Origin of the sequence: Methanobrevibacter sp. (genome assembly GCF_045586545.1) — an archaeon.
Taxonomy (GTDB): Archaea; Methanobacteriota; Methanobacteria; order Methanobacteriales; family Methanobacteriaceae; genus Methanocatella.
Genome location: NZ_JAZNAN010000084.1, coordinates 1 through 21,494 on the forward strand (window position 1 = coordinate 1; position 21,494 = coordinate 21,494).

Genomic DNA, 21,494 nt, shown 5'->3' on the forward strand with positions numbered 1-21,494 from the left:
TGATTAAAAAACTTGTAATATCTTCACTGTTATTGTTCCTTTTAATGGGCTGTGTTTGTGCAATCGATTCATCAAACTGGACTACAGCAAAAGTGGGTTATGAAGAATTCAAGATTCCTCCCCAATACGAAAATCCATACAACAGTGACTTTGACATATATGAATATGATGAGAACATTGACGTATTCACTATCCGTTATGTCAATCCGAATATTATGAGCTTATATGGCTATTTTATTAACCAATACCATGAAGAGAAGGTTAAGGTTGCAGGCCATGATGCAATCCACTTCACCTATACTGACAGATATGACGATACCAACAATTCCATTTTGTGGTTTTCATCAGGTGAGGAATTCTACTATATCAATTGGCTTGGACATAACATCACTCCAACAATCAAGGAAGTCGTTAAAAGCTGTTCCAAATCAGATTACTCTCACAAAGAATTTTATAGTATCTTAAAAGAAGAGTATCAGCAATATGAACTGATTGATGCCATTGAATCCCAAAGATATGATTATCCAAGTTCAAATGACGGACCTGACGGATTCGTATCAGTAGGATCAGGTGGAGTAAATATGGGAATGTTCATCTAGATTTTCCAGTTGATTTCCTTTTTATTATTTTCTTTTAAAAATTCATTGGCCAGTCTGAAATGATTGGAGCCTAAAAAACCTCTTCTTGCTGAAAATGGAGAAGGATGGGAAGTTATCAAAACAAGATGATTGGGGTTTGTAATCAATTCTTTTTTCTTTTCAGCCTGTTTTCCCCAAAGCAGGAATACTATAGGTTCATCATGTTCATTTAGGATTTTGATTACATTGTCAGTGAAGGTCTGCCAGCCGCATTTGCTGTGTGAATTGGCCTTTCCAGCTTCAACCGTCAAAACTGTATTGAGCAGGAATACTCCCTCTTTTGCCCATGACTCAAGACATCCCGATTCGGGAATGGGATATCCATATTCTGCATTGATTTCTTTAAAGATGTTTTTTAAAGACCTTGGAATTGGCCTGCCCTCAGGAGTCGAAAAGGCAAGACCATGTGCTTGGCCTTCCTCATGATAGGGGTCTTGGCCTAAAATGACGACTTTAACGTTGCTTAATGGAGTAAGCTTAAAAGCATTGAAAATCTCTTCATATGGTGGATAGATGGTTTTGTGTGCGTACTCCTCATCTACAAATTCTTTAATTTCAGTAAAATATTGCTTATTAAATTCATCTTCAAGGACCAAATCCCAGTCATTTCCAATCATAAAGATTATTTTGTCAATCAATCTATATATAATAATTGAGGTTTGAAAATGGAAAAGTATTGTAGAAACTGCGGTGTAAAACTCAAAGAGAGTGATGTGTTCTGCTCGAATTGCGGCAGCAAAGTCATTACACCAAACAGAAACTTTTTAGAGAAATATAAAATTCCATTAATAATTATTGCAATAATAGCAATTGTTGCAATCTCTTTTCTCATACTTACCCCTCAAACTCAAATCGTTACTGTCGACAATGTTCAGTTTGAAATTCCAGCGGATTACGTTAACGAACCGTCAAGAACTGAAGTCAGCTATGATGAAAATGTAAAATCAAGTGCAATGGGATGGAGCAATGACGATACATATATAGAAATTGGAGTTTCAAGAACCCCCGGTGAAGGCATTGACAGCCAGGAGGTTGCATCAAGAGTCGGAGGCTCTCCAACCAAAATGCTGGGTTACAGCGGATATTATCAAAAATATGATGATGAAAGCTATTCCTTTGTCTTTGGAATGAAGGATAAAGTCTGCATGGTATATGTATCTGATTATGATGCATTTGACGATGTAAAAGTAATTGGAGATGTTTAGATGAATATTCCATATTATCTTTTCATTGATGGCGAATGTCACTTGCTGCATTCAAGGGATAACATTTCAGAGCTTGCAATCAAACTGCTCACCAATAAGATTACTGAAGATGAATACAGGCAATTCATAGAGCAATGCATATTGAAAAGCAATTTCAACCGAAAATAAGCTATTTTTCTTCAACCAATTTGCCGGTCATATGGTCAATTGTTATTTCAAAAACTTCAGTTTTGTCCAATAAGCGATTGATTTCATCTACAGTTTCCTCATGAGTAGGGAAAAACTTGTCTCCAAGATATGTTAACTTATCTATTTTTTCATCCTTATCACTCAACATCCTAATTTTTCCAAACACTACAACGCTTCTGAATGTATACCACCAGCTGTCTTCAGCTTTAACACCTTTATCGACAACACAATATGATACCTTTTCATGCTTTTTGGCGGCATCATGCTTATGGCCTGTTTGCGCTCCATGGAAGTAGATTTTTCCGTCCACATACACATGACTCATTGGAACAGTATATGGATAGTCGTAATCGCCTAAAAGAGCCAACACCCCTCTTGGCTCATTGGTTAATATCTCAATACATTCCTCATCGGACAACTGCCTGTTTTTTCTCCTCATATTCCTAAACATGTTAACTTATTATATTTTCCTAGACATAAATATTATTAGGTTGATATTATGAGCGAGTTAACATTTAGAAATGCAACAAGAGAGGATACTCCCCTGGTTTTGGAATTCATCAAAAAATTGGCGGATTATGAAAAAAGATTGGATGAAGTAATTGCAACTGAAGAGGAACTGGAAAAATGGATTTTCGATAAAAATCAAGCTGAAGTCATTTTTGCTCTCGAAGACGGTAAGGAAGTTGGTTTTGCATTGTTCTTCTTAAGCTTTTCAACATATATTTCAAATGTCAATCTCCATTTGGAAGATTTGTTTGTAGATCCTGAGTATCGCGGAAAGGGATATGGAACCGCATTGCTTAAAAAACTGGCAAAAATCGTAGTTGAGAGAGGCTACGGAAGATTTGAATGGACCTGCCTTTCATGGAATCAACCTAGTATAGATTTATATTTGTCACTAGGTGCAAAACAAAAGGATTGGGAAGTCTTCCACCTGACAGGTAATGAACTAAAAGAGTTTGCTCGTGACTAATATCACTTCATCACTCTTTTTAATACGAAAAACATTAATTTCGCGAATGCTTTTTTTACTGGATTCAATTTTACTTCCGGTGCAAAATCATGGTTTACCAGACCTGTATCGAACCAGAATTTTTTATCCGGTTCAATAGGATCTTCAGTTAAAGCCATTGCCCTCCAAACATTGTAAAATATAATGTCTGAAAATTTTGGACTGTGAAACTTACCTGATTCAACATCCTTTCTGAATTTTTGAGAAATTTTATTAATGTTATCCTCATCGATTGAATCCTTTCCGCCGCATCTATATGTAATTTTATAGCATTTATTTACACCCCAATGCCTTAGGGTCTCATCAATATATTTAGCAACATCATTATGGCCTGCTCCGGCAGTAGATACGATTATCAATGCCTTTTTGGTGAAAAATTCAGGCCTATGATATAAATATGCAGTATGGTCAAAGAAATTCTTTAAAAGAGCAGGAACATTCATTGCATAAACGGGAGACGCAATAATAATTCCATCTGCATCATAAATCTTATCTACAATAGATTTGACTTTATCATGATGCGGGCAGTTTTCTTCGCTTTCCATAATGCAGTTAAAACATCCTCTGCAAAGATGAATCTGTTCTGCCATTAAATGAATCTCTTCAAAATCCCCATCTAAATTTGATTTTGCCTGTTCAACCATCTTCCAGGTATTTTTCTTTCTAGGTGAACCGTTAATTATTACATATTTCATAATATCTACTCCAATTGACCTTCCAAAACTAGTTTTTCTTTATATTCAAATCTTTTATCAAATTCATCAACTTCATTTTCATCTACATTGAACACTTCCGGATTGTGAAATATTCCCGTATCTTTTCTTAATTTGCTTACATCAAATATCTTAATCATGAAAAATGGATTTTCCTCATTGACATCCGTTCCTTCAAGATAGAGATTATATTTGGAAGCACTTTCAAATCCGAATCTCTGATAGTAATGCTCATCTCCGATGACAAAAACAAATGGAAATTCATCTTGAGCTATTGTTAATGTAAATTCAATCAATTTTGAACCCAATCCCTGATTTTGCGAATCCTTATCAATTGCTATCGGACCCAATACTACAGCATCAATTTTTTCATTTCCATAATCAATACAACCTGTCGAATAATTGATGTGGCCTATAATCTTACCGTTGTCTTCAATGACATATGCCAAATCATCGAGGAAACATTTATCCTCCCTTAATTGGTGCACAATATAATGTTCAAAAGCGCCTGGCCGATATATATTCCAGAATGAATTTCTCACAAGTTCTTCAACTTCCAAATAATCCTTTTCCTGCTCTAATCTAATTTTCATGCTTCTATTTCCTCATGGATTCATAAATCAGTTTAATATGATTTCTTGACTTTTCCCTTAACTCTTCAATGAATTGTTCATCATCTTCAGGGTAATTGATAATGTAGTGTTCATACAAAAGGAACAGCCCATACTTATAGAAGGATTCTGCCAATTGTATTGTATCTGCATCCTCTCGAATCAATTCTTTTGATTTCATTAACTCAAATAAATCAATCCATCCTTTAATGGCTTCATTTAATATGCTATTTTTCAAAAATTCCCTAATCTTTTCATTGTGATATGATTCGATTAGGATTATCCTTGTAATTTTAGACATCTTTTCAATTTTAAGCTGGGAAGCGAATGCATTCAAGCCCTGTTCGTAAAAATAATCAAAACCAACATCCAGATTATCGCTGGCATCATCTAAAGGAATCTCTTCTGACAACATTTGATAAATATAATAGTCCAATATTTCTTCAAGAATTGATTCCTTGCTTTTGTAATGATTGTATATTGAACTTTCCCTTATGCCTACTTCTCTTGCAATTTGTCTGATAGATACTCCATCATATCCGTATTCAGAGAAAAGATCAATCGATACATTGAAAATTTTTTCCTTATTTGAAACTTTTGACATAGACGAACACTTGTTAGTTTTAATTTCAAATAATATATCTGTCCTTACATTATATAAATATTATCAAAAAAAGTAGATTGAATAAATCTAGAATAATGAAACTAAAGCATACAAAGCAATCAAACCAAAAATACAAAGACAACAGGCCCATGCAGGTGAGTCATTGCTGTTGTTTTGAACCTCTTTGTGGGAATTTAGAGCAGTCTGTTGAATGGTATATTTTTCATTATTGTCATACACATCTCCAAGTTTAATGGCAACCCAAATGGATCTGACAATACTAACTAGCAACAATAAAAAGGAAATGGTCAAAATGGCTGATACCGGAGCGTTTGGATAGCCATACCGGGCAAAAAAAATGAAATAAAAAAACCATGGAATCTCATAGGTAATGCCTTCTAAAACCCAATTTTTGTTATAGTGTTTTAATCCTATGTATACAAATCCAAATCCATTTAACATCATAATAAATGAAAGGATTACCCACCATGATCTTTTTATTTGCTCTGTCAATGCCATAATTTTGCCTATTCAATTAAATTGTCATTGCTTGTTTCTATTTTCTTAACTACTCTTTGTCCATCATCCGCTAAATCTGAAAACATTTGTATGGTTTCTTTCATTTTTGGAAGTGCTTGTTCCTTATAAGTGCTTACATCTTCAATAGCTTGAAGAGCCTCATTAAATGAAGCCTTTAGAACTTCAGGAGAAATCATGGTCTCAGCACTGTGCTTTTGGATTTCACTTCCCTGCTCCTTGAGCATACGTGAAGTAGTTCCAATAATGTTTTCGGTAGTCTGGTTTAGGATATTGATTTTTTCCATAACGATTTTTTGGTCATAAAGTGCACTTGCAACCATTACACCAGTTCTTAAAGCTGAAACAGTGACATTTTGTGCCCTTTTTACACCCCTAATCAATTCTTTGTTGTTACGTCTGATAACATTAAGGGAAACGATTCCTTGCTGGTTGACAACAATCATCTGCTGCATGTCCATAATCCTTTGTCTGAGCGGGAAGAGAACCTCTTCACGGACAAATGCAATTTTATCCGGATCAACACCTTCGATTTCAGCAGCCTGAATTTGGGCCTCGATGGATTCATCCATCTTCTTACCAAGTTCAATGTCAGCCAGAAGTTTATTGGTAATTTCTCTTAAGTAATTTTCCTCGTTTAAAAGAGTGGTGTTGTCGTTTTGAAGAACCTTACTGCTTTTTTCAAGGGATTGTACAATATCGGAAATTGCAACTTCTGCCTTTTCATATTTGGCGAAGTATTTCCTTACAGGATTCATTATATTTCCTAAAACGCCTTTCTTAGTGAAATCAATTTTGCTTGGGTCCAAATCCTTCATTTGGCGGTTGAGTTCAAGCAGCTGTTCACTGATATTGTCTGCATCTTTTCCGCCTTTTGTCAAATCAACAAATCTTGAGGCCAGCATTTCATTGTGGGATGCAGATTTTGACATTTCATTTAACCCGAAGTTATCCAAAGGTTTTAGGATTTGTTCCCTTTCCTGAGGGTTATTCAAATCACTTTCAAATATTGCAGTCGCATTTTCCTGAGCCTGGTCTTTGAGATTGGAATTTTCTAATTTTTCTTCTTCATCTTTTAAACTTGTTTCAACATCTTTTTTAATTTCATCGACATTTAGGGAAAATTCAGCCATTTTTATCACCTAATTTAAGAACTCTATTTTATTTTTATCAATTTTTTCAGTATATCTGTCAATAACATTACCGTCTTTTATAATTTCAACTTTAACATGATCAGGATTAGGTTTTGTGTAGGTATCATAAAATCCAAAGCTTATTTCATAATCAGAATCATAATAAACATTTTGCAATTTTTCAGTTTCATGACCTATCTTTGTATCATTTTCATCGTAGTAGGTTGTTTTAATCAGATACCCCTTTAAATCTGAAGGAACTTTATTGAATAATGCTTCAGTATATAGGGTATAACTTTTCTTTCCAGAATCACTCTGCCATCCGCTTACTTCAGATATTGTCAAATCAACATGCTTAGCATCATCTGCATTACCGGAACTGTCATTGCCTCCTGGTTCTGAAGTGAGAATGAATGCCGCACCAATGATTACTACAGCCGCAATTAAGATTAGAAATATTTTTCCATTTTTGAATATGCTTGAGTTTTTAGAACCGGCTGCAGCTTCGAAATTATATCCACAACTGCCGCAGAATTTTGCATCATCCGGAGTCTGTGTTCCACATTTTGGACAACTTTTACTCATTTTATCACCTTAATACTCCTTTACAGAACCTATTAGGTTTTCCATTTCTTCCAATAGATTTTTAACCTCTTCAGTTGATTCGCCATCGTCATTGATATTGATTACCAATTCATTTGTCAAATCTTCAAGCAGATTAATGATTTTATGCATTGAATCTATCTTATTTTGAATTTCACTTTCTACCCTTGGAGTGTCTTCAGCTGCAAATTTAATAATGTTCAATGCACTGTCATGCTGATTGTAGAACAACTTGTGTGAAGTATCAATCATTGAAATGAACTTGTCATAAGTAATTTGAGGTGGTTCAAAGCGTTTTTCGATTAAATCTTTTACTATCTCCTCTTTAAGATCAAACAGTACTTTCAGATTATGCACTTCAGTTTTATATTTCTTGAGTGATTCAAGACCTACATCCTCAACAATCGGTTGTTCAACTTCTGTTTTGGCTTGCTCCATATTTGTAGTTTTTGGTTTAATTTTTTCCTTAATAGAAACTTTTGGTTTATCAGGTTTATTTTCCATATAATTATTCAAATTAAATACTTTATATGAGTAGATTAATGGAATAAGAGCTAAAACTAGAATTATAAACATGTTAAACTTGTTTCCTGAATATACAATAGGAATGGCTATGCAAGCTAAAATTACATAATAAAAAGCAAAAATCCATGGCAATGATTCATTAATGAGCAATACATCAGAAATTTCACCAATTCCCCTTTTCAACCTGATTTCAGAAGCGGCTTTAGAGTCATGTGCATACTGTAAAATTTCATCATCGGTTAGGATATTTTCTTTAGGCTCAATGATGAATCTAACATCAGAGAGAGTTTCAGTACAGTTCAATAGATTTCCATGACGATCATAAGCCCTGGAGTCTTTAATGGTTAAGGGAGTATTCAATCTTTGAATTTCAATAGTTTTTCTACCATCAATAGTCATTTATCTAGTTCTCCAAGAATTCAAGTAAAAATATATTTAACTTTTTCCTTATTAAATATATGTATTCAAATTGTTATTATTCATCATATTCCTTTTCCAGAAGAATTGTTACGGGGCCATTATTTAAAAGCTGAACTTTCATGAATGCGCCAAATTCACCTGTTTCAACATCAACTGTCTCGCTGCATTTGCCTGCAAAATAATCAAACAGTTCAGTAGCTTTTTCAGGATCAAGTGCCTTGTGAAAAGAAGGTCTGTTCTTTTTGGTTGATGCATATAAAGTGAATTGCGGAACCAGCAAAAGCTTTCCCCCAATATCCTTTACTGACTTGTTCATCCTTCCGTTTTCATCCTGAAAAATCCTTAATTTGGTCAGTTTTTTGGCAAGATAATCGGCTTCCCTTTCACCGTCAGTAATGCCAAAACCGACTAAAACCATCAAACCTTCCTGAATTTCACCAACAATAGAATCGTCAACTTCTACACTGGCATTTGTAACTCTTTGAACAACTAATTTCATTTTGCGAATTCTCCTAAGAAATTTACGGGCTCTCCATTCTTCATTCTGTCATGGTATTCTGCAGTAGCTGAGAATAATGCATCTCCAGCGGAGTTGAGAGCTGTTTCACATGAATCTTGAATAACTCCAATAATAAAACCAACGGCTACAGCCTGCATTGATACATCCGGACTGATTCCAAACAATGAACAAGCCATTGGAATTAACAATAGAGAACCTCCTGCAACACCTGACGCCCCACATGCTCCAACTGTTGAAATAATGCATAAAACAATTGTAATAGGTAGAGGAACAGATATTCCCATGGTATGGCAAACTGCAAGGGTCATGACCGTAATAGTCACTGCTGCACCTTCCATGTTAATTGTCGAACCTAATGGAATGCTGATTGAAAAGAAATCCCTATCAAGTCCCAATCTTTCACATAATTCCATGTTAACAGGAATGTTTGCCGCTGAACTTCTAGAAAAAAATGCTGTGATTCCACTTTCTCTCAAACAAGTTAATACTAATGGATAAGGATTGCGCCTTAAAGCTACAGCAGCAATAATCGGATCTGTAACAAAGGCAACAAAAGCAATGCAACCAACAAGCAGTAAAATAAGCTGTCCGTATTGAGTAAATATTCCTATTCCGCTTTCGGAAACAGATGTAAATACCAATCCCATAATACCTATAGGGGCACATTGAATAATTCCATGCACTACTTTGGTTACTGCATTTGCACAATCTGTTAAAACATCCTTGGTTGTGTCACTTGCAACCATCTTAAGAGCAATACCAAATACCAATGACCAAAACAATATTCCTAAATATTGGCCTTGAGCCAATAACTCAATCGGATTAGAAACAACTGACAATATCATATTTGCCATTACTTCACCAAGACCTCCAGGTGCGGTAGCTGTACTTGCATCAGTAAGATAAATAGTAACCGGGAATAATGTACTTGCAATAATTGCAACCATCGCTGATAAGAAAGTACTGAATAAATAAAGGACAATTACTGTTTTAAATCTAGAACCTACTCCACTTCTTGCCTTGGATATTGCAGAAACCACCAAAACAAATACCAGAATAGGAGCAATCGCCTTTAGAGCACTAACAAATAGTTCTCCAGGAAAACCAATAATTTTCCATTGAGGAACAACGATACCCAAAATTGCACCAATGACCAATCCAATGATAATCTTTAAAATAAGACTTGATTCCGTCCATTTCTTAATAAATCTATCCATAATATTACCTTAAAAAAACAATTATGTTATATTTTTGATACAATGTTATTATGTTTAAGCATTGCCTAGAAATCAAGATTTTCTTTAACTTCATAAGTTGCATCACGAACAGTATTTGCCGCCTTTATGAAGCTTCGTTTCTCGATATCATTCATATGGATAGGTACAATCATCGCAATTCCCCTTTTGGATATGACTGCCGGAACGCCTAATGAAACGTCTTCAACATTTTCCACTTCCCCATCCAAATAACAGCTTACGGTTAAGACCTTATGGGTGTCTGTAATTATTGTTGAAATCAGGTTTGAAATCGCAAAAGCAGGACCATATTCTGTTGCTCCTTTTTTGGTTATGATAGTGTTTCCAGCATTTTTAAGCCGTTCTACCAAACCGCTAATATCTAAATCAACATATTCCACGAAATACTTTAAAGGAATACCTCCGATTGTTGTAGAACTTAAAAGTGGAACCATATTGTCCCCATGCTCTCCTACAACCCTTGTGTGAACCTCGGAACTGTTAATGTTAATTTGTCTTGAGAAATAATTTTTCAGTCTTAAAGAATCCAAATGGTTTCCGACCCCAATAACCTTCATCTTATCGAATTTTGAAGCTTCAAGAGCAATAGTGGTCATTACATCAACGGGATTTGTAGCAACCAATATAATTGAATCTGGAGCATAATTTGCAACCTGTTTTGAATAATATGCTACTATTTTTGCATTTGGAACAGCTAAATCAAGCCTCTTCATTCCTTTTTCACGATGAATTCCTGCAGTAATCAATACTATAGCGGAACCCTCAATGTCCCTAAAGTCACATGTAGGAGTCAATCTGCAGTCAATATCCCTTGCTGCCAGAGCATCGTACATGTCATAAGTTTCACCTTTAACTTTGTCAAGACTTTCAGGTCTTGCAACCATAACAATCTCATCAACCGTATCCTCTCTTGCAAGGGTAAATGCTACATTTTTACCTATTGTTCCAGTTGATCCGAAAATACTTACCTTTACCATGATTATATATTGGTTTTTATTATAAAAGTATTTTACTAGATTAGAAAAATGCTATATAATTTATAATAAAATTTAATAAAACTAAACAAAATATATTACATTTAAATAATTTTTAGATTTTGTTAATATTAACAATAGTTTTATATGTATTGAAAATTTTAAGTTAAATTATATTTCGGTGATAACATGGCTGATGATGAATTGAAATTGGAAACAAAATGCTATGATGCTAACGAATATGGATACCTGTATGGACTGAACAAAAGAATTCCTGATGAAGAATTCGAAAAGGTAAAACCATATTTCAGAAATTTCAGAAGAATGGACTTCGTTGAAGGAAACGTTCAAGTAACTGGAAGGCCTGAAGGATACAGATGCCTTGAAAAGGATGTCGCAAAAGTTGAAGAGATTTTAGGAATTACCAATACCCTGGAAAAAAGGCAGAACAAAGTAAAGGAAGCCTTTAAAAACCCAATTAAAAAAGCAAACCTCAAGGACAAATCCTATGAATGGCTGAAAATGCTCTTTGAAAGGACAGGCACACGTCCGGAACAGGATCTCTCAAGGCTAGCTGTCCACTCAACAAAAATCTATGACCCTGAAGACAGCTTCAAAAATGGATTCGATAAAGGAGAAGGTGAATTGTTCATCTACACTCCTCATGGAATGTGGTACATTATCAATAACAGTGGAAAATTTTCAGACAAATCTTTAAATAATGTTAAGACCACACAAGGCGGAGCTGTAGGCCATAGATTGATGTATGATGATTTAATTGATAGGCTAATCAGAATTTACACCGAAGAAAACTTATACACTGGTGAAAAATTGTATTGATTTCACCAACTTTCTTTTATATTATTAAAAACAAATATTATAGCAGTATTATTTTAGGTGGTTCAACTATATGCAAAAAGTTATAAATGCACATTGTCACATTTATCCGGAAAAAATAGCAGATAAGGCAGTAATGGGAATTAGAGATTTTTATGATTTAGATATGTCTTTAAATGGCAAACTAGATGATTTGATAAGAGACGGCAATGAAGTTGGAGTGACTCATTACCTGGTTCACTCTGTTGCAACAACACCTAAACAGGTCAAATCAATCAATGAATTTATTGCTGATGCTGTAAACACCCATTTTGACTTATTTACCGGCTTTGGAACCTTGCATCCAAATAGTGAAGACATACAGGGAGATTTCGATTACCTGATTGAACTTGGCCTTAAGGGAGTAAAGCTACACCCGGATTTTCAGCAGTTTGCAATGGATGAAGAACGTGCATTTAGAATTGGGGAAGTTGTAAGCAAAGGCAAAGTGCCAATGCTAGTTCACTGCGGAGACTTCAGATACAATTATTCCAACCCAAAGCAGATTAAGGCATTTCTTGAAAAATTTCCAGATATCACATTTATTGGAGCACATTTTGCAGGCTGGAGCATGTGGGAAGAAGCAACCCGACAATTATCTGGATTTGAAAACCTTTATGTAGACTTAAGCTCTAGCTTATATGCACTAACTCCAGAAACTGCTCTGGAACTGATACATGCATATGGTGCGGATAAGGTATTATGGGGTACTGACTATCCGATGTGGGAATCCATCAGTGAAATGGAATACTTCAACAAGATTGACTTGACAGATGAAGAACGTTCCAAAATTCTTTATGAAAATGCAGCTAAATTATTAAAAATAGATTGAAATCAAAGCGTGACATTTGTCACCTTTGAAAAATTAATTATTTTCTTTTTTTTGTAAATGCATCAATTGCTGGTGGTGTTAACAAGTCTTTGGAAATCATCTCTTTGATTTCATCTAAACTAAACCAGCCGTAATCATCATGCTCTTCACTAATTGTTACTTCATCACTCTCACAAGTCACTTTCATGACTAATTGGATTGATTTGATTTCTTCATTAGTTTTACAGGCAGTATAATCCTTTCTTACAACATTATAAAGTGAGACTACATCAACTTCAAGACCTGTCTCTTCAAGAAATTCCCTTTTTAATCCATCATCGAAAAATTCGCATTTTTTAACTTTGCCTCCAGGAATTTCCCATCTTCCAGCGTCATGAGCTGAACGTGATCTGATTTTTAAAAGCAAGATTTTTCCATTGAATTCGCAGATTCCTCTTGCTGTAAGTCCCCATAATGTAGACATATTATAACACCTAAAAAAAAATAAGTTGAAGGGAATAAATCCCTTATTTCATAGCTTTTTCAACGGCAACTGCAACGGCAACTGAAGCTCCAACCATCGGGTTGTTTCCCATACCTATTAATCCCATCATCTCTACGTGAGCAGGAACTGATGAGGAACCGGCAAATTGAGCATCGGAGTGCATTCTGCCTAATGTATCGGTCATACCGTATGAAGCAGGACCTGCCGCCATGTTGTCTGGGTGCAGGGTTCTTCCTGTTCCTCCGCCTGAAGCAACTGAGAAGTATTTTTTGCCTTGCAATATGCATTCCTTCTTGTATGTTCCGGCAACCGGATGTTGGAAACGTGTAGGGTTTGTTGAATTTCCTGTAATGGATACATCAACACCTTCCAAATGCATAATTGCTACTCCTTCACGCACATCATCTGCACCGTAGCATCTTACTTTTGCCCTTTCACCATCTGAATATGCCTTTTCATTAACTACTTTAACTTCTCCTGTAAAGTAGTCGAATTCAGTTTCAACATGGGTAAATCCATTGATTCTTGAAATGATCAATGCGGCATCTTTTCCAAGACCGTTTAAAATTACTCTTAATGGCTTTTCCCTTACTTCATTTGCAGAGTTTGCAATACCTATTGCTCCTTCAGCGGCGGCAAAACTTTCATGACCTGCTAGAAATGCAAAGCATTCGCTCTCATCACTTAAAAGCATTGAAGCAAGATTACCATGACCTAATCCAACTTGCCTGTCATCTGCAACACTTCCAGGAATACAGAATGCCTGAAGACCTTCACCAATTGCCTTTGCTGCATCTGATGCTTTTACGCATCCCTGTTTAATGGCAATTGCAGCTCCGAGTGTGTATGCCCAGCATGCATTTTCAAAGCAAATAGGTTGAACTCCTTTTACGATTTCATATGGGTCAAAGCCTTTGTCAAGACAAATCTGCTTTGCTTCTTCAAGGTCTTTTATTCCATATTTTTCAAGAACCGGAGTGATTTGGTCTATTCTTCTTTCATAACTTTCAAACAAGCTCATCTTATTCACTCCTTGGGTCTATTTTTTTAACGGCATCATCAAACCTTCCGTATTGGCCTGTTGCCTTTTCGATTGCTTCGAGCGGGTCAACGCCATCCTTAATTTGATCAAGCATGACACCGAGGTTAATGTATTTATAACCGATAATCTCATTATCCTCGTCAAGTCCTATTTCGGTAATGTAGCCTTCTGTAAGCTCCAAATACCTTGGACCTTTTTCTTTAGTTGAATATATTGTTCCGATTTGGCTTCTGTGGCCTTTACCTAAATCTTCAAGACCTGCACCAATCTGAAGACCCCCTTCTGAAAATGCTGATTGGGTTCTTCCGTAAACAATTTGTAAGAATAATTCGCGCATTGCAGTGTTTATTGCATCACAAACCAGATCTGTGTTCAATGCTTCAAGGATTGTTTTTCCAACCAATATTTCACCAGCCATTGCTGCTGAATGGGTCATACCGGAACATCCTAATGTTTCCACCAATGCTTCCTCAATAATACCTTCCTTAACGTTTAATGTTAATTTGCAGCATCCTTGTTGCGGTGCACACCATCCAATACCATGAGTGAAACCGGAAATATCACTGATTTGCTTTGCTTTTACCCATTTCCCCTCTTCAGGAATTGGAGCAGGGTCGTGATTTGCACCTTTTCTAACAGGACACATGTTTTCAATTTCTGTTGAATATATCATCGTTTTTCTCCAAAAGTTTTTGCTACTTTTATATTTCTGCTTTTTGATTAATGTATTTTTGGAAAAATCCATAATAATCATTAAGTAATATGAAAATTATATTATTAATCAGGTGAGTAGTTATGGATTTCATATTAGTATTAGCAAAAATCACACCTAAAGAAGGATGCCAAGACAGCATCATAGAAATTGCAAACGAGTTAGTTTATGAAACTTTACAGGAAGATGGCAACATTGATTACCAATTGTTAAAATCTACTGAAAGTGATGAATTAACTTTTGTTGAAAAATGGGAAAGTCCTGAAGCATTAAAAAAACATATGGGTTCACCACACTTCCTAAACTTTGGAGAAGAAAGTGAAGAATTTGTTGAAAATATGGACATCCAGGTTATTGGCGCTGAAGAAATTAAATTCTAATCACTTTTTATTTTTTTGATGTAGATTAGCTACTTTAAAAACTCTACTTTTTTTATTCCTTTTTATTATTTTAAAAATTCAATTTATTAAATTAATTGTTTCCATAATTCTACCAATATCCTTAACTCTATTTTTAAGTAAAACATATTAAGAATAAGGACAAAATTTCTATTATGAAAATATTTATTAAAAGTGACCTGCAGAATCAAATTGCTTGCCAAACTGAAAAAAGATTAGAAAAGATTTGTAGTAAATTAAAAATTGGCATTACTGATGACATTTCCAAAACGGAATTCATTATTTCAATAGGGGGAGACGGAACATTTCTCAAATCATCAAGATTGTCCCATGAAAAGCCAATTATCGGAATCAATACCGGGACATTGGGATACCTGACTGAAATCAATCCGGAAAATATTGAGGAATCATTAATCAAAATTCAAAACAAGGAATATCACATTGAAAATCGCATGATGCTTGAAGGCGAAATCATAAGGAAAAATGGTGAAACTGAGAAAATTCCTGAAGCCTTAAATGAAATCGGAATATCAAAAAACGCCGTTGGCGTAGTTAAATTTGATGCAACAATCAATGGAAAGCTAATCAATTCATATACTGCTGATGGCATTCTGGTCTGTACACCAACCGGCTCAACAGCATACAACTTATCCTGTGGAGGCCCTATTGTGGATCCGACAGCTCAAATTCTAACATTAACACCAATAGCACCGCATACGGTAATCAACAGAAGCATAGTATTGTCTGATGATTCAATTGTTGAAATCAAGATAACCGAGCTTAGAGACAACACAACATCCTTTGTCCTATATGATGGTCATGCAATTGAAATCTTTGATGAAGATACAGTAAAAATCAAAAAGTCAGATAAGGTTACAAAAATAATCAAGCTTGAAAACAGAAGCTTCATCGACACTATACGTGAAAATATCAGTTAACTGTAATGCAATCGTTAGGACAAATTGCCATGCACACCTTACAGCTTTTGCAAACTTGAGGATCACGTACAGTCGATACATCATCCACTATTATCAAAACATTGTTGGGGCATGCAATGCTGCATTTTTCACATCCGCCACAATCCTCTGTGTTAATGTCGATATGGCAATCGACAATTTCCTCTTCTTTTTTATTCTTATTTCTTTTGAATAATGAACCAAGACCCATTTGAAGTCTCCAAAAAATAGAAAAAAAAGTAGGTTTAGAATTTTAAACCTAATTCATAAGCTTCTTTTAATTTGTCTTCTTGCTCTTCAGCCACAATTCCGGCAGGACCTGCGCTTCCAGCATCCACATGACCAATTACTTCATATCCCATAAATGTGAACGGTGAGAATTTGGTCAGTTCAATATAATCGGCATAGGTTCCTTCAGGCTGGTTTTCGGTAAATATCAATGCAGCTTTTCCGGATAAGCTTTTATCAGGATTTTGACCGATGCTGTAGAATCTGTCAATAATCAATTTTCCTTGAGCGGACATTTGACCATAATAGATTGGAGTTGCAAATATTACACCATCTGCAGCAACCAATTCATCCAATATTTTGTTTCCGTCATCTGCACGTACGCATTCAGGGTTTTCGGCACAGTACATGCATGCTTTGCATGGTGCAATCTCTTCATTTTCCAGGTAGAATTTAACTACTTCACCGCCGTTTTCCTCGATACCTTTAATCATTTCATCCATCAATACGTCACAGTTTCCACCTTTACGTGGACTTGCTTGAAGTGCTACAATTTTCATAAAACTACTCTCCTTTTTAGCTAATTGAATTAATCTCAATTGTATCAATAATGTTTTTACAATTGTTTATAAAGTAATTACTACTATTATAATCGATATTATTTCCGCTTATCATGTAATTTTGACCGTTTTTGTTAAAGAAGACATTTGTACCGTAGCTTTCTTCTCCCTGATAATAAACAAAGTAGGCTGGGGTTCCATTCTGATCTATTGTTTGAGTAGATGTGGACTCGGTATTGGCTACATACTCATTGAAAATATCTTCAATACTTCGTGAATTGTCAATTTCGGAAATGGTCATGGTCACATTCTTCTCCGAATCAGTTAAACTCAATGCAGTATCATTTATTGTTTCGCTTTTAAAGTTCTTTATCTCTGGAAAGCTGCTTGCTCCAACGGTAATCAGATTTTCAGTAGCATTATCCTCTACCTGTTGAGGCTCTAAATTAATTACCATGCTACCGACATTAATTCCAACATAGATAACAATCAATAATATAAGCACTGCATATAATTTTTTCAAATCCATCATTAATTCTCCTTATATATTATATTGAATTTAAAGTATTTAAAATTGTTTTAACAAATTAATAGTTATGAAATTATCCAAGTCAAAAGTCAACACATATCTCAAATGTCCTCTCGAGTTTAAATTTCAATACATCGATGAGATTGAAGTTCCCCAAAACAAATACATGGCTTTGGGAAGCGACGTCCATCTGGTTGCCGAGAAGTTTGCTGAAAAGTTTGAAGATGACCTGGATGATGTGGATATTGAAAACGAACTTCTTAAAATTGCCCATGAGGAAGAAATAGGATACGACATTGATGAACACGTCGATAACTTGGCATCTTTTTTTAGAGAAGTTTTCATTGACAATGACTATAAATTATTCTGCCAGGAAGAGTATCTATTGGATGAGGTAAACAGGTTTTCCGGCATTTGCGATATAATTTTAGAGGATGAAAATGGCGAATTGATTGTAATTGACTACAAAACTTCAAAATCAAGTTCCTTTTCCAAGTATCGCCGGGAATTGTGCTACTATAAACTTCTTGTTGAAAATGTATTGGACAAACCGGTCTCTCAAGTAGGAATATTTTTTACTAAAAACGGACGTTTGAGACTGCTGGATGTCTGTGATGAGGAAAATAAGCGCAAATATTTAAATGAAAATGAGATTAATGAAGCTATTGATACCCTGCACTATGTGCGAAGGGAAATAAATAATGAAAATTTCCCTGCAAACAGACAATATCTATGCAGATACTGCACCTACAGGGAAATCTGCGATGGATATTATTAATGTTATTTTTGGGCTACGACTGTCAACCATTCAAGGAATTTGTCTGAAAATGAAATCTTATCATAATCATCATCGATTCTAAGGGTTTCCCCTCCAATCTTTTTAATGATTTCCTGTCTCTTTTTTCCATCCCTTATGTATACTGTAATTTCTGAATAATCGTTATTTTCAAGAAATTGGGTTATTTCAATGTCATTGTAAAGTGTCATGTCAATGAAATGATTCCAGAATTTCATGGCAAAATTATCGGATCCGTTTGATTCCATTCCTATCAGGAATTTTCCTCCAGGCTTAAGTACCCTTTTCACTTCACCGAAGCATTTTTCTATATCCGGCCAGAAATATACCGTTTCAAATGCAGTTACTATATCAAATGTATTATCTTCAAACGGCAGCATTTTTACATTTCCCTCAAGAACTTCCACTTTGCCTTTGTTAATGAAATCCTGGTTTACTTCACGTGAAAGCTTTACGCTTTCTTCGCTGTAGTCTACACCATAGACCTTTTTAGCCTTTTTGGCCATGCGGTTAATGTTCATTCCTCCGCCGCAGCCTACATCAAGAATAACATCATCATCTTCAATATCCAAATGCTTCAAACCCCATAGAGAGACTGGAGTATGTTCCTTGTCCATTGATTTTAACTGTAAATTTCCTAGCTTTCCTTTAGGTTTTCTCATATTATCAAAAAATCCCATTATATCACCTTTGGAATGAATCTATTTACTTTTTTAGAATAATTCAAATAATCATCGCCATATTCATCAATTAACCATTTTTCTTCTGTTCTTTTCATTGCCAATGTTAATATCAGCAGGTGAATTACCGGCAAAATCAGCAATATTAGATTATTTGCCATAACAATAAAACCTGTAATCGCATATAAGAAAGCAGCGTAAATCGGATGCCTGACAATACTATAGATTCCGGTGGTCACCAATTGATTATTTCTTATGTTATTATCTATTCTAGATTTTAAAACTGCTGATGACCAGAATATCACCCCGCAAATTATTAAAACAATTCCTAAAACAGCAGTAATAATCTGATTTGTAGGATAATTTGGAATTATCTTTTTCAATGACAATAGTATAGCTAAAATTGACACTATTGCTATCAGGCCTATAAGATAAGGACCGATTCCAAAAACCGGCAGATGATTATTTTCTTTCATGTTTTAATATAAGAAATAGAAATATATAAATTTTTAGGTATGCCTAAATTTTTACGAAATGAATAAAAAAAATAGTTGAAGTGAGGGATTATACCTCAACTTCTTCAAAGTCTACCTTTTCACCTAACAATTTAAGTCCGACATACAGTACAACGATACCGATTGGTAATGAAATGAACCATTGGACTCCTAAACCTGCTGGGATGTAACCGATGAATATTGCAACACATGCAACGAAGATTGCATAGTATATTTGTGTCCTTACGTGATCAATATGGTTACAGCTTGTTCCCATAGATGAGAGAATTGTTGTATCTGAAATCGGTGAACAGTGGTCCCCGAAAATAGCTCCGGTCAATACACCACTTGTACAGACGATGGTAAAGCCCATGTCCCCGGAACTGATTGCCCAGGCAAGCGGAATTGCCAGAGGCATCAAGATACTCATGGTACCGTAGGAGGTACCTGTTGCAAATGAAATCAAAGCACCTAAAATGAAAATCAGGGTCGGCACGATGAATGCAGGGATTGAATTGCTTAAAACACCTACCAGATAATCAGCAGTTCCGACATTTCCGATAACTGTACCTAATGACCATGCGAGAAGAAGGATTACACCGGTAATTACAATGGTTTTCATACCTCCTACCCATTCGCCGATAGCTTCTTCCATGGTGAGTATTTTTTCACCGACAGCCATTACGATAGCTACGATTGAAGCTAAAAGTGCTGCCTGGAACAGAGCTACGGAAGCGTCTGATTGGGACAATGCTGTGTAGATACCATCAAAGGATAAAGGTGAGTTCTGCATGATTGCAATGAGAGCTTGATCTTCTCCACCTAAAATGGTGGTGTATCCGCTCCAGTAGAATGCAATGAGCGCACCGATAATCAGGGTTCCGATTGGAATGATAGCATTCCATACGGACAGTTTTATGCCTTCAACAGGTTTGATTTCGTCAAAACCAGGTGCTTCAGGAACAATGATTTCTTCGTCTTCTTTTCTAGCACGAGCAGCTTGTTCTGCTTTTTTCATTGGACCGAATTCGTATAAGGTTAAAGCAGAAATTACAATGAATATTAAAATGAATATGTTATAGAACCTGTATGGAATAGTTTGCAAGAATATTCCAAATCCAGTAATATTAGTTACGCCTACAGACTCGAAACCGGCAGCGATTAAACTTATTTCCAATCCAATCCAGGTGGAAATGATTGCGATACCAGCTACAGGAGCTGCAGTTGCGTCTACTACAAATGCTAATTTTTCTCTAGATACATGTAATTTGTCCATAACCGGTCTCATGATAGGACCGACAATCAATGAGTTTGCGTAATCGTCAAAGAATACACATAAACCTAAAAGCCATGTGAATAATTGAGCTTTTCTAGGAGTGTTTGCCCTTTTTGCAAATGCATCAGCAAGCGCTTTTGCACCACCCATTTTGGTTACCAATTGGATGATACCTCCAATAAGCAGACATTGAAGAACAATACCTGCATTCCATGGGTCTGCCATACAAGCAATTACGTCTGAACCTAATTGCAAGAATGCGTTGATTGCAGTGGAAACGATGTTTAAATCATTTACACAAAGCATGAATTCCCCAACAAATACACCGATGAACAGTGATAAGACTGTCTCTTTTGTAATGAATGCCAAAGCAATAGCAACAAGAGGCGGTAATAATGTTAAAATACCGAACCTTACAGAATTATCCGCATCGGCAGGTGCTGAAGAAATCAATAGGGATAAAACAAAAAGAGCTATAATTGAAACAGCTGCAATTAATCCTATTTTCATATTTCTTTCCATTTATTATCACACCATTTTCCTATACATTTATTAAATTAAAACAATAATTCTATTTTATTTAAGAATTAAATTAATATGTACATTTTTATTTTGTTTTTAATAATATAAATATATTATAATTAAAATTTACAAATAATTAATGAACATTTTTTAAATATGTTCCATA

30 protein-coding genes are annotated in these 21,494 nt (G+C 35.3%); 9 read left to right on the forward strand and 21 right to left on the reverse strand.

What is annotated here, in order from left to right:
• Positions 1-599: hypothetical protein (locus ACKI3D_RS06450; protein WP_407393070.1), on the forward strand; the 599-nt coding region annotated here is incomplete at its 5' end.
• On the opposite strand, the gene ung is transcribed toward ACKI3D_RS06450, so the two are convergent.
• Positions 596-1,255: a uracil-DNA glycosylase gene (gene ung / locus ACKI3D_RS06455; RefSeq protein ID WP_407393071.1), complete on the reverse strand. Its 660-nt coding sequence runs from the start codon at positions 1,253-1,255 to the stop codon at positions 596-598. The genes ACKI3D_RS06450 and ung overlap by 4 nt on opposite strands.
• 48 nt (positions 1,256-1,303) lie before the next feature.
• Between ung and ACKI3D_RS06460 the strand changes: the two genes are divergently transcribed.
• Together ACKI3D_RS06460 and ACKI3D_RS06465 are read left to right on the forward strand one after the other, a co-directional pair.
• The gene (locus tag ACKI3D_RS06460; protein WP_407393072.1) at positions 1,304-1,843 is read left to right on the forward strand and encodes a zinc ribbon domain-containing protein; all 540 of its coding nucleotides are present in this window, start codon (positions 1,304-1,306) and stop codon (positions 1,841-1,843) included.
• Positions 1,844-2,011 (forward strand): hypothetical protein, encoded by a 168-nt coding sequence (locus tag ACKI3D_RS06465; RefSeq protein ID WP_407393074.1) that lies wholly within the window; start codon positions 1,844-1,846, stop codon positions 2,009-2,011.
• A gap of 1 nt (position 2,012) precedes the next feature.
• Here the strand turns inward: ACKI3D_RS06465 and ACKI3D_RS06470 are convergent, their stop codons facing one another.
• Positions 2,013-2,471 carry a pyridoxamine 5'-phosphate oxidase family protein gene (locus tag ACKI3D_RS06470; RefSeq protein ID WP_407393076.1) on the reverse strand — a complete coding sequence of 153 codons (459 nt, stop codon included), beginning with the start codon at positions 2,469-2,471 and terminating at the stop codon, positions 2,013-2,015.
• A gap of 60 nt (positions 2,472-2,531) precedes the next feature.
• Here ACKI3D_RS06470 and ACKI3D_RS06475 point away from each other — a divergent pair, with 60 nt between their 5' ends.
• Positions 2,532-3,008, forward strand: a complete 477-nt coding sequence (locus tag ACKI3D_RS06475; RefSeq protein WP_407393078.1) for a GNAT family N-acetyltransferase — start codon at positions 2,532-2,534, stop codon at positions 3,006-3,008.
• Between the two features lie 2 nt (positions 3,009-3,010).
• Here the strand turns inward: ACKI3D_RS06475 and ACKI3D_RS06480 are convergent, their stop codons facing one another.
• The 10 genes from ACKI3D_RS06480 to ACKI3D_RS06525 all read right to left on the reverse strand — a co-directional run bounded on the left by ACKI3D_RS06480 (position 3,011) and on the right by ACKI3D_RS06525 (position 10,946).
• Entirely contained in the window at positions 3,011-3,742 is a 732-nt protein-coding gene (locus ACKI3D_RS06480) for a flavodoxin family protein (protein ID WP_407393080.1), read from the reverse strand.
• Between the two features lie 5 nt (positions 3,743-3,747).
• A complete protein-coding gene (locus ACKI3D_RS06485; protein ID WP_407393082.1) occupies positions 3,748-4,353 on the reverse strand; it encodes a GNAT family N-acetyltransferase in 606 nt (201 codons plus the stop codon).
• 4 nt (positions 4,354-4,357) lie between these two features.
• On the reverse strand, positions 4,358-4,975 hold the full coding sequence (locus ACKI3D_RS06490; RefSeq protein ID WP_407393083.1) for a TetR/AcrR family transcriptional regulator: 618 nt from the start codon (positions 4,973-4,975) through the stop codon (positions 4,358-4,360).
• 87 nt (positions 4,976-5,062) lie between these two features.
• A complete protein-coding gene (locus ACKI3D_RS06495) occupies positions 5,063-5,494 on the reverse strand; it encodes a hypothetical protein (RefSeq protein WP_407393084.1) in 432 nt (143 codons plus the stop codon).
• A gap of 8 nt (positions 5,495-5,502) precedes the next feature.
• Entirely contained in the window at positions 5,503-6,645 is a 1,143-nt protein-coding gene (locus ACKI3D_RS06500; RefSeq protein ID WP_407393085.1) for a toxic anion resistance protein, read from the reverse strand.
• Between the two features lie 9 nt (positions 6,646-6,654).
• The gene (locus ACKI3D_RS06505; protein ID WP_407393086.1) at positions 6,655-7,230 is read right to left on the reverse strand and encodes a zinc ribbon domain-containing protein; all 576 of its coding nucleotides are present in this window, start codon (positions 7,228-7,230) and stop codon (positions 6,655-6,657) included.
• Positions 7,231-7,239: 9 nt separating this feature from the next.
• Positions 7,240-8,172, reverse strand: a complete 933-nt coding sequence (locus tag ACKI3D_RS06510; protein WP_407393087.1) for a hypothetical protein — start codon at positions 8,170-8,172, stop codon at positions 7,240-7,242.
• Positions 8,173-8,248: 76 nt separating this feature from the next.
• A complete protein-coding gene (dtd, locus tag ACKI3D_RS06515; RefSeq protein WP_407393089.1) occupies positions 8,249-8,692 on the reverse strand; it encodes a D-aminoacyl-tRNA deacylase in 444 nt (147 codons plus the stop codon).
• Entirely contained in the window at positions 8,689-9,930 is a 1,242-nt protein-coding gene (gene sstT, locus ACKI3D_RS06520; RefSeq protein ID WP_407393091.1) for a serine/threonine transporter SstT, read from the reverse strand. The genes dtd and sstT overlap by 4 nt, the downstream gene beginning before the upstream one ends.
• 65 nt (positions 9,931-9,995) lie before the next feature.
• The gene (locus ACKI3D_RS06525) at positions 9,996-10,946 is read right to left on the reverse strand and encodes a malate dehydrogenase (protein ID WP_407393092.1); all 951 of its coding nucleotides are present in this window, start codon (positions 10,944-10,946) and stop codon (positions 9,996-9,998) included.
• A gap of 186 nt (positions 10,947-11,132) precedes the next feature.
• Between ACKI3D_RS06525 and ACKI3D_RS06530 the strand changes: the two genes are divergently transcribed.
• Positions 11,133-11,783 carry a hypothetical protein gene (locus ACKI3D_RS06530; RefSeq protein WP_407393094.1) on the forward strand — a complete coding sequence of 217 codons (651 nt, stop codon included), beginning with the start codon at positions 11,133-11,135 and terminating at the stop codon, positions 11,781-11,783.
• Between the two features lie 70 nt (positions 11,784-11,853).
• Entirely contained in the window at positions 11,854-12,651 is a 798-nt protein-coding gene (locus ACKI3D_RS06535) for an amidohydrolase family protein (RefSeq protein ID WP_407393096.1), read from the forward strand.
• 37 nt (positions 12,652-12,688) lie between these two features.
• Here ACKI3D_RS06535 and ACKI3D_RS06540 read toward each other — a convergent pair whose 3' ends face one another.
• Genes ACKI3D_RS06540 through ACKI3D_RS06550 form a run of 3 tightly spaced genes read right to left on the reverse strand, consistent with a single transcriptional unit; the run spans position 12,689 to position 14,850 of the window.
• On the reverse strand, positions 12,689-13,114 hold the full coding sequence (locus ACKI3D_RS06540) for an NUDIX hydrolase (protein WP_407393097.1): 426 nt from the start codon (positions 13,112-13,114) through the stop codon (positions 12,689-12,691).
• A gap of 43 nt (positions 13,115-13,157) precedes the next feature.
• The gene (locus ACKI3D_RS06545) at positions 13,158-14,156 is read right to left on the reverse strand and encodes a GGGtGRT protein (protein WP_407393099.1); all 999 of its coding nucleotides are present in this window, start codon (positions 14,154-14,156) and stop codon (positions 13,158-13,160) included.
• A gap of 1 nt (position 14,157) precedes the next feature.
• Positions 14,158-14,850: an iron-sulfur cluster assembly scaffold protein gene (locus ACKI3D_RS06550; RefSeq protein ID WP_407393100.1), complete on the reverse strand. Its 693-nt coding sequence runs from the start codon at positions 14,848-14,850 to the stop codon at positions 14,158-14,160.
• A 122-nt stretch (positions 14,851-14,972) separates the two neighbouring features.
• Between ACKI3D_RS06550 and ACKI3D_RS06555 the strand changes: the two genes are divergently transcribed.
• On the forward strand, positions 14,973-15,269 hold the full coding sequence (locus ACKI3D_RS06555) for a putative quinol monooxygenase (protein ID WP_407393102.1): 297 nt from the start codon (positions 14,973-14,975) through the stop codon (positions 15,267-15,269).
• A gap of 173 nt (positions 15,270-15,442) precedes the next feature.
• Positions 15,443-16,225 (forward strand): NAD(+)/NADH kinase, encoded by a 783-nt coding sequence (locus ACKI3D_RS06560; RefSeq protein ID WP_407393103.1) that lies wholly within the window; start codon positions 15,443-15,445, stop codon positions 16,223-16,225.
• Here ACKI3D_RS06560 and ACKI3D_RS06565 read toward each other — a convergent pair.
• From ACKI3D_RS06565 to ACKI3D_RS06575, 3 genes are read right to left on the reverse strand one after another with little or no spacing between them, the layout of a single operon-like run.
• Positions 16,218-16,454, reverse strand: a complete 237-nt coding sequence (locus ACKI3D_RS06565) for a 4Fe-4S binding protein (RefSeq protein ID WP_407393105.1) — start codon at positions 16,452-16,454, stop codon at positions 16,218-16,220. The genes ACKI3D_RS06560 and ACKI3D_RS06565 overlap by 8 nt on opposite strands.
• A gap of 34 nt (positions 16,455-16,488) precedes the next feature.
• The gene (locus tag ACKI3D_RS06570) at positions 16,489-17,031 is read right to left on the reverse strand and encodes a flavodoxin family protein (protein WP_407393107.1); all 543 of its coding nucleotides are present in this window, start codon (positions 17,029-17,031) and stop codon (positions 16,489-16,491) included.
• 16 nt (positions 17,032-17,047) lie between these two features.
• A complete protein-coding gene (locus ACKI3D_RS06575) occupies positions 17,048-17,563 on the reverse strand; it encodes a hypothetical protein (protein ID WP_407393109.1) in 516 nt (171 codons plus the stop codon).
• A gap of 64 nt (positions 17,564-17,627) precedes the next feature.
• On the opposite strand from ACKI3D_RS06575, the gene ACKI3D_RS06580 reads away from it, so the two are divergent.
• Positions 17,628-18,338, forward strand: a complete 711-nt coding sequence (locus ACKI3D_RS06580; RefSeq protein WP_407393111.1) for a PD-(D/E)XK nuclease family protein — start codon at positions 17,628-17,630, stop codon at positions 18,336-18,338.
• A 2-nt stretch (positions 18,339-18,340) separates the two neighbouring features.
• Here ACKI3D_RS06580 and ACKI3D_RS06585 read toward each other — a convergent pair whose 3' ends face one another.
• The 3 genes from ACKI3D_RS06585 to ACKI3D_RS06595 form a co-directional block, all read right to left on the reverse strand.
• On the reverse strand, positions 18,341-19,036 hold the full coding sequence (locus ACKI3D_RS06585; RefSeq protein ID WP_407393113.1) for a class I SAM-dependent methyltransferase: 696 nt from the start codon (positions 19,034-19,036) through the stop codon (positions 18,341-18,343).
• Positions 19,036-19,512: a methyltransferase family protein gene (locus ACKI3D_RS06590; protein ID WP_407393114.1), complete on the reverse strand. Its 477-nt coding sequence runs from the start codon at positions 19,510-19,512 to the stop codon at positions 19,036-19,038. The genes ACKI3D_RS06585 and ACKI3D_RS06590 overlap by 1 nt, the downstream gene beginning before the upstream one ends.
• Positions 19,513-19,600: 88 nt before the next feature.
• A complete protein-coding gene (locus ACKI3D_RS06595; protein WP_407393116.1) occupies positions 19,601-21,328 on the reverse strand; it encodes a Na+/H+ antiporter NhaC family protein in 1,728 nt (575 codons plus the stop codon).
• Positions 21,329-21,494 lie beyond the last annotated feature (166 nt).

Bases quoted from the DNA above. Each gene is read 5' to 3' on its own strand.
- ung (WP_407393071.1), bottom strand. From the start codon at position 1,255: ATGATTGGAAATGACTGGGATTTGGTCCTTGAAGATGAATTTAATAAG.
- ACKI3D_RS06460 (WP_407393072.1), top strand. From the start codon at position 1,304: ATGGAAAAGTATTGTAGAAACTGCGGTGTAAAACTCAAAGAGAGTGAT.
- ACKI3D_RS06465 (WP_407393074.1), top strand. From the start codon at position 1,844: ATGAATATTCCATATTATCTTTTCATTGATGGCGAATGTCACTTGCTG.
- ACKI3D_RS06470 (WP_407393076.1), bottom strand. From the start codon at position 2,471: ATGAGGAGAAAAAACAGGCAGTTGTCCGATGAGGAATGTATTGAGATA.
- ACKI3D_RS06475 (WP_407393078.1), top strand. From the start codon at position 2,532: ATGAGCGAGTTAACATTTAGAAATGCAACAAGAGAGGATACTCCCCTG.
- ACKI3D_RS06480 (WP_407393080.1), bottom strand. From the start codon at position 3,742: ATGAAATATGTAATAATTAACGGTTCACCTAGAAAGAAAAATACCTGG.
- ACKI3D_RS06485 (WP_407393082.1), bottom strand. From the start codon at position 4,353: ATGAAAATTAGATTAGAGCAGGAAAAGGATTATTTGGAAGTTGAAGAA.
- ACKI3D_RS06490 (WP_407393083.1), bottom strand. From the start codon at position 4,975: ATGTCAAAAGTTTCAAATAAGGAAAAAATTTTCAATGTATCGATTGAT.
- ACKI3D_RS06495 (WP_407393084.1), bottom strand. From the start codon at position 5,494: ATGGCATTGACAGAGCAAATAAAAAGATCATGGTGGGTAATCCTTTCA.
- ACKI3D_RS06500 (WP_407393085.1), bottom strand. From the start codon at position 6,645: ATGGCTGAATTTTCCCTAAATGTCGATGAAATTAAAAAAGATGTTGAA.
- ACKI3D_RS06505 (WP_407393086.1), bottom strand. From the start codon at position 7,230: ATGAGTAAAAGTTGTCCAAAATGTGGAACACAGACTCCGGATGATGCA.
- ACKI3D_RS06510 (WP_407393087.1), bottom strand. From the start codon at position 8,172: ATGACTATTGATGGTAGAAAAACTATTGAAATTCAAAGATTGAATACT.
- dtd (WP_407393089.1), bottom strand. From the start codon at position 8,692: ATGAAATTAGTTGTTCAAAGAGTTACAAATGCCAGTGTAGAAGTTGAC.
- sstT (WP_407393091.1), bottom strand. From the start codon at position 9,930: ATGGATAGATTTATTAAGAAATGGACGGAATCAAGTCTTATTTTAAAG.
- ACKI3D_RS06525 (WP_407393092.1), bottom strand. From the start codon at position 10,946: ATGGTAAAGGTAAGTATTTTCGGATCAACTGGAACAATAGGTAAAAAT.
- ACKI3D_RS06530 (WP_407393094.1), top strand. From the start codon at position 11,133: ATGGCTGATGATGAATTGAAATTGGAAACAAAATGCTATGATGCTAAC.
- ACKI3D_RS06535 (WP_407393096.1), top strand. From the start codon at position 11,854: ATGCAAAAAGTTATAAATGCACATTGTCACATTTATCCGGAAAAAATA.
- ACKI3D_RS06540 (WP_407393097.1), bottom strand. From the start codon at position 13,114: ATGTCTACATTATGGGGACTTACAGCAAGAGGAATCTGCGAATTCAAT.
- ACKI3D_RS06545 (WP_407393099.1), bottom strand. From the start codon at position 14,156: ATGAGCTTGTTTGAAAGTTATGAAAGAAGAATAGACCAAATCACTCCG.
- ACKI3D_RS06550 (WP_407393100.1), bottom strand. From the start codon at position 14,850: ATGATATATTCAACAGAAATTGAAAACATGTGTCCTGTTAGAAAAGGT.
- ACKI3D_RS06555 (WP_407393102.1), top strand. From the start codon at position 14,973: ATGGATTTCATATTAGTATTAGCAAAAATCACACCTAAAGAAGGATGC.
- ACKI3D_RS06560 (WP_407393103.1), top strand. From the start codon at position 15,443: ATGAAAATATTTATTAAAAGTGACCTGCAGAATCAAATTGCTTGCCAA.
- ACKI3D_RS06565 (WP_407393105.1), bottom strand. From the start codon at position 16,454: ATGGGTCTTGGTTCATTATTCAAAAGAAATAAGAATAAAAAAGAAGAG.
- ACKI3D_RS06570 (WP_407393107.1), bottom strand. From the start codon at position 17,031: ATGAAAATTGTAGCACTTCAAGCAAGTCCACGTAAAGGTGGAAACTGT.
- ACKI3D_RS06575 (WP_407393109.1), bottom strand. From the start codon at position 17,563: ATGATGGATTTGAAAAAATTATATGCAGTGCTTATATTATTGATTGTT.
- ACKI3D_RS06580 (WP_407393111.1), top strand. From the start codon at position 17,628: ATGAAATTATCCAAGTCAAAAGTCAACACATATCTCAAATGTCCTCTC.
- ACKI3D_RS06585 (WP_407393113.1), bottom strand. From the start codon at position 19,036: ATGGGATTTTTTGATAATATGAGAAAACCTAAAGGAAAGCTAGGAAAT.
- ACKI3D_RS06590 (WP_407393114.1), bottom strand. From the start codon at position 19,512: ATGAAAGAAAATAATCATCTGCCGGTTTTTGGAATCGGTCCTTATCTT.
- ACKI3D_RS06595 (WP_407393116.1), bottom strand. From the start codon at position 21,328: ATGGAAAGAAATATGAAAATAGGATTAATTGCAGCTGTTTCAATTATA.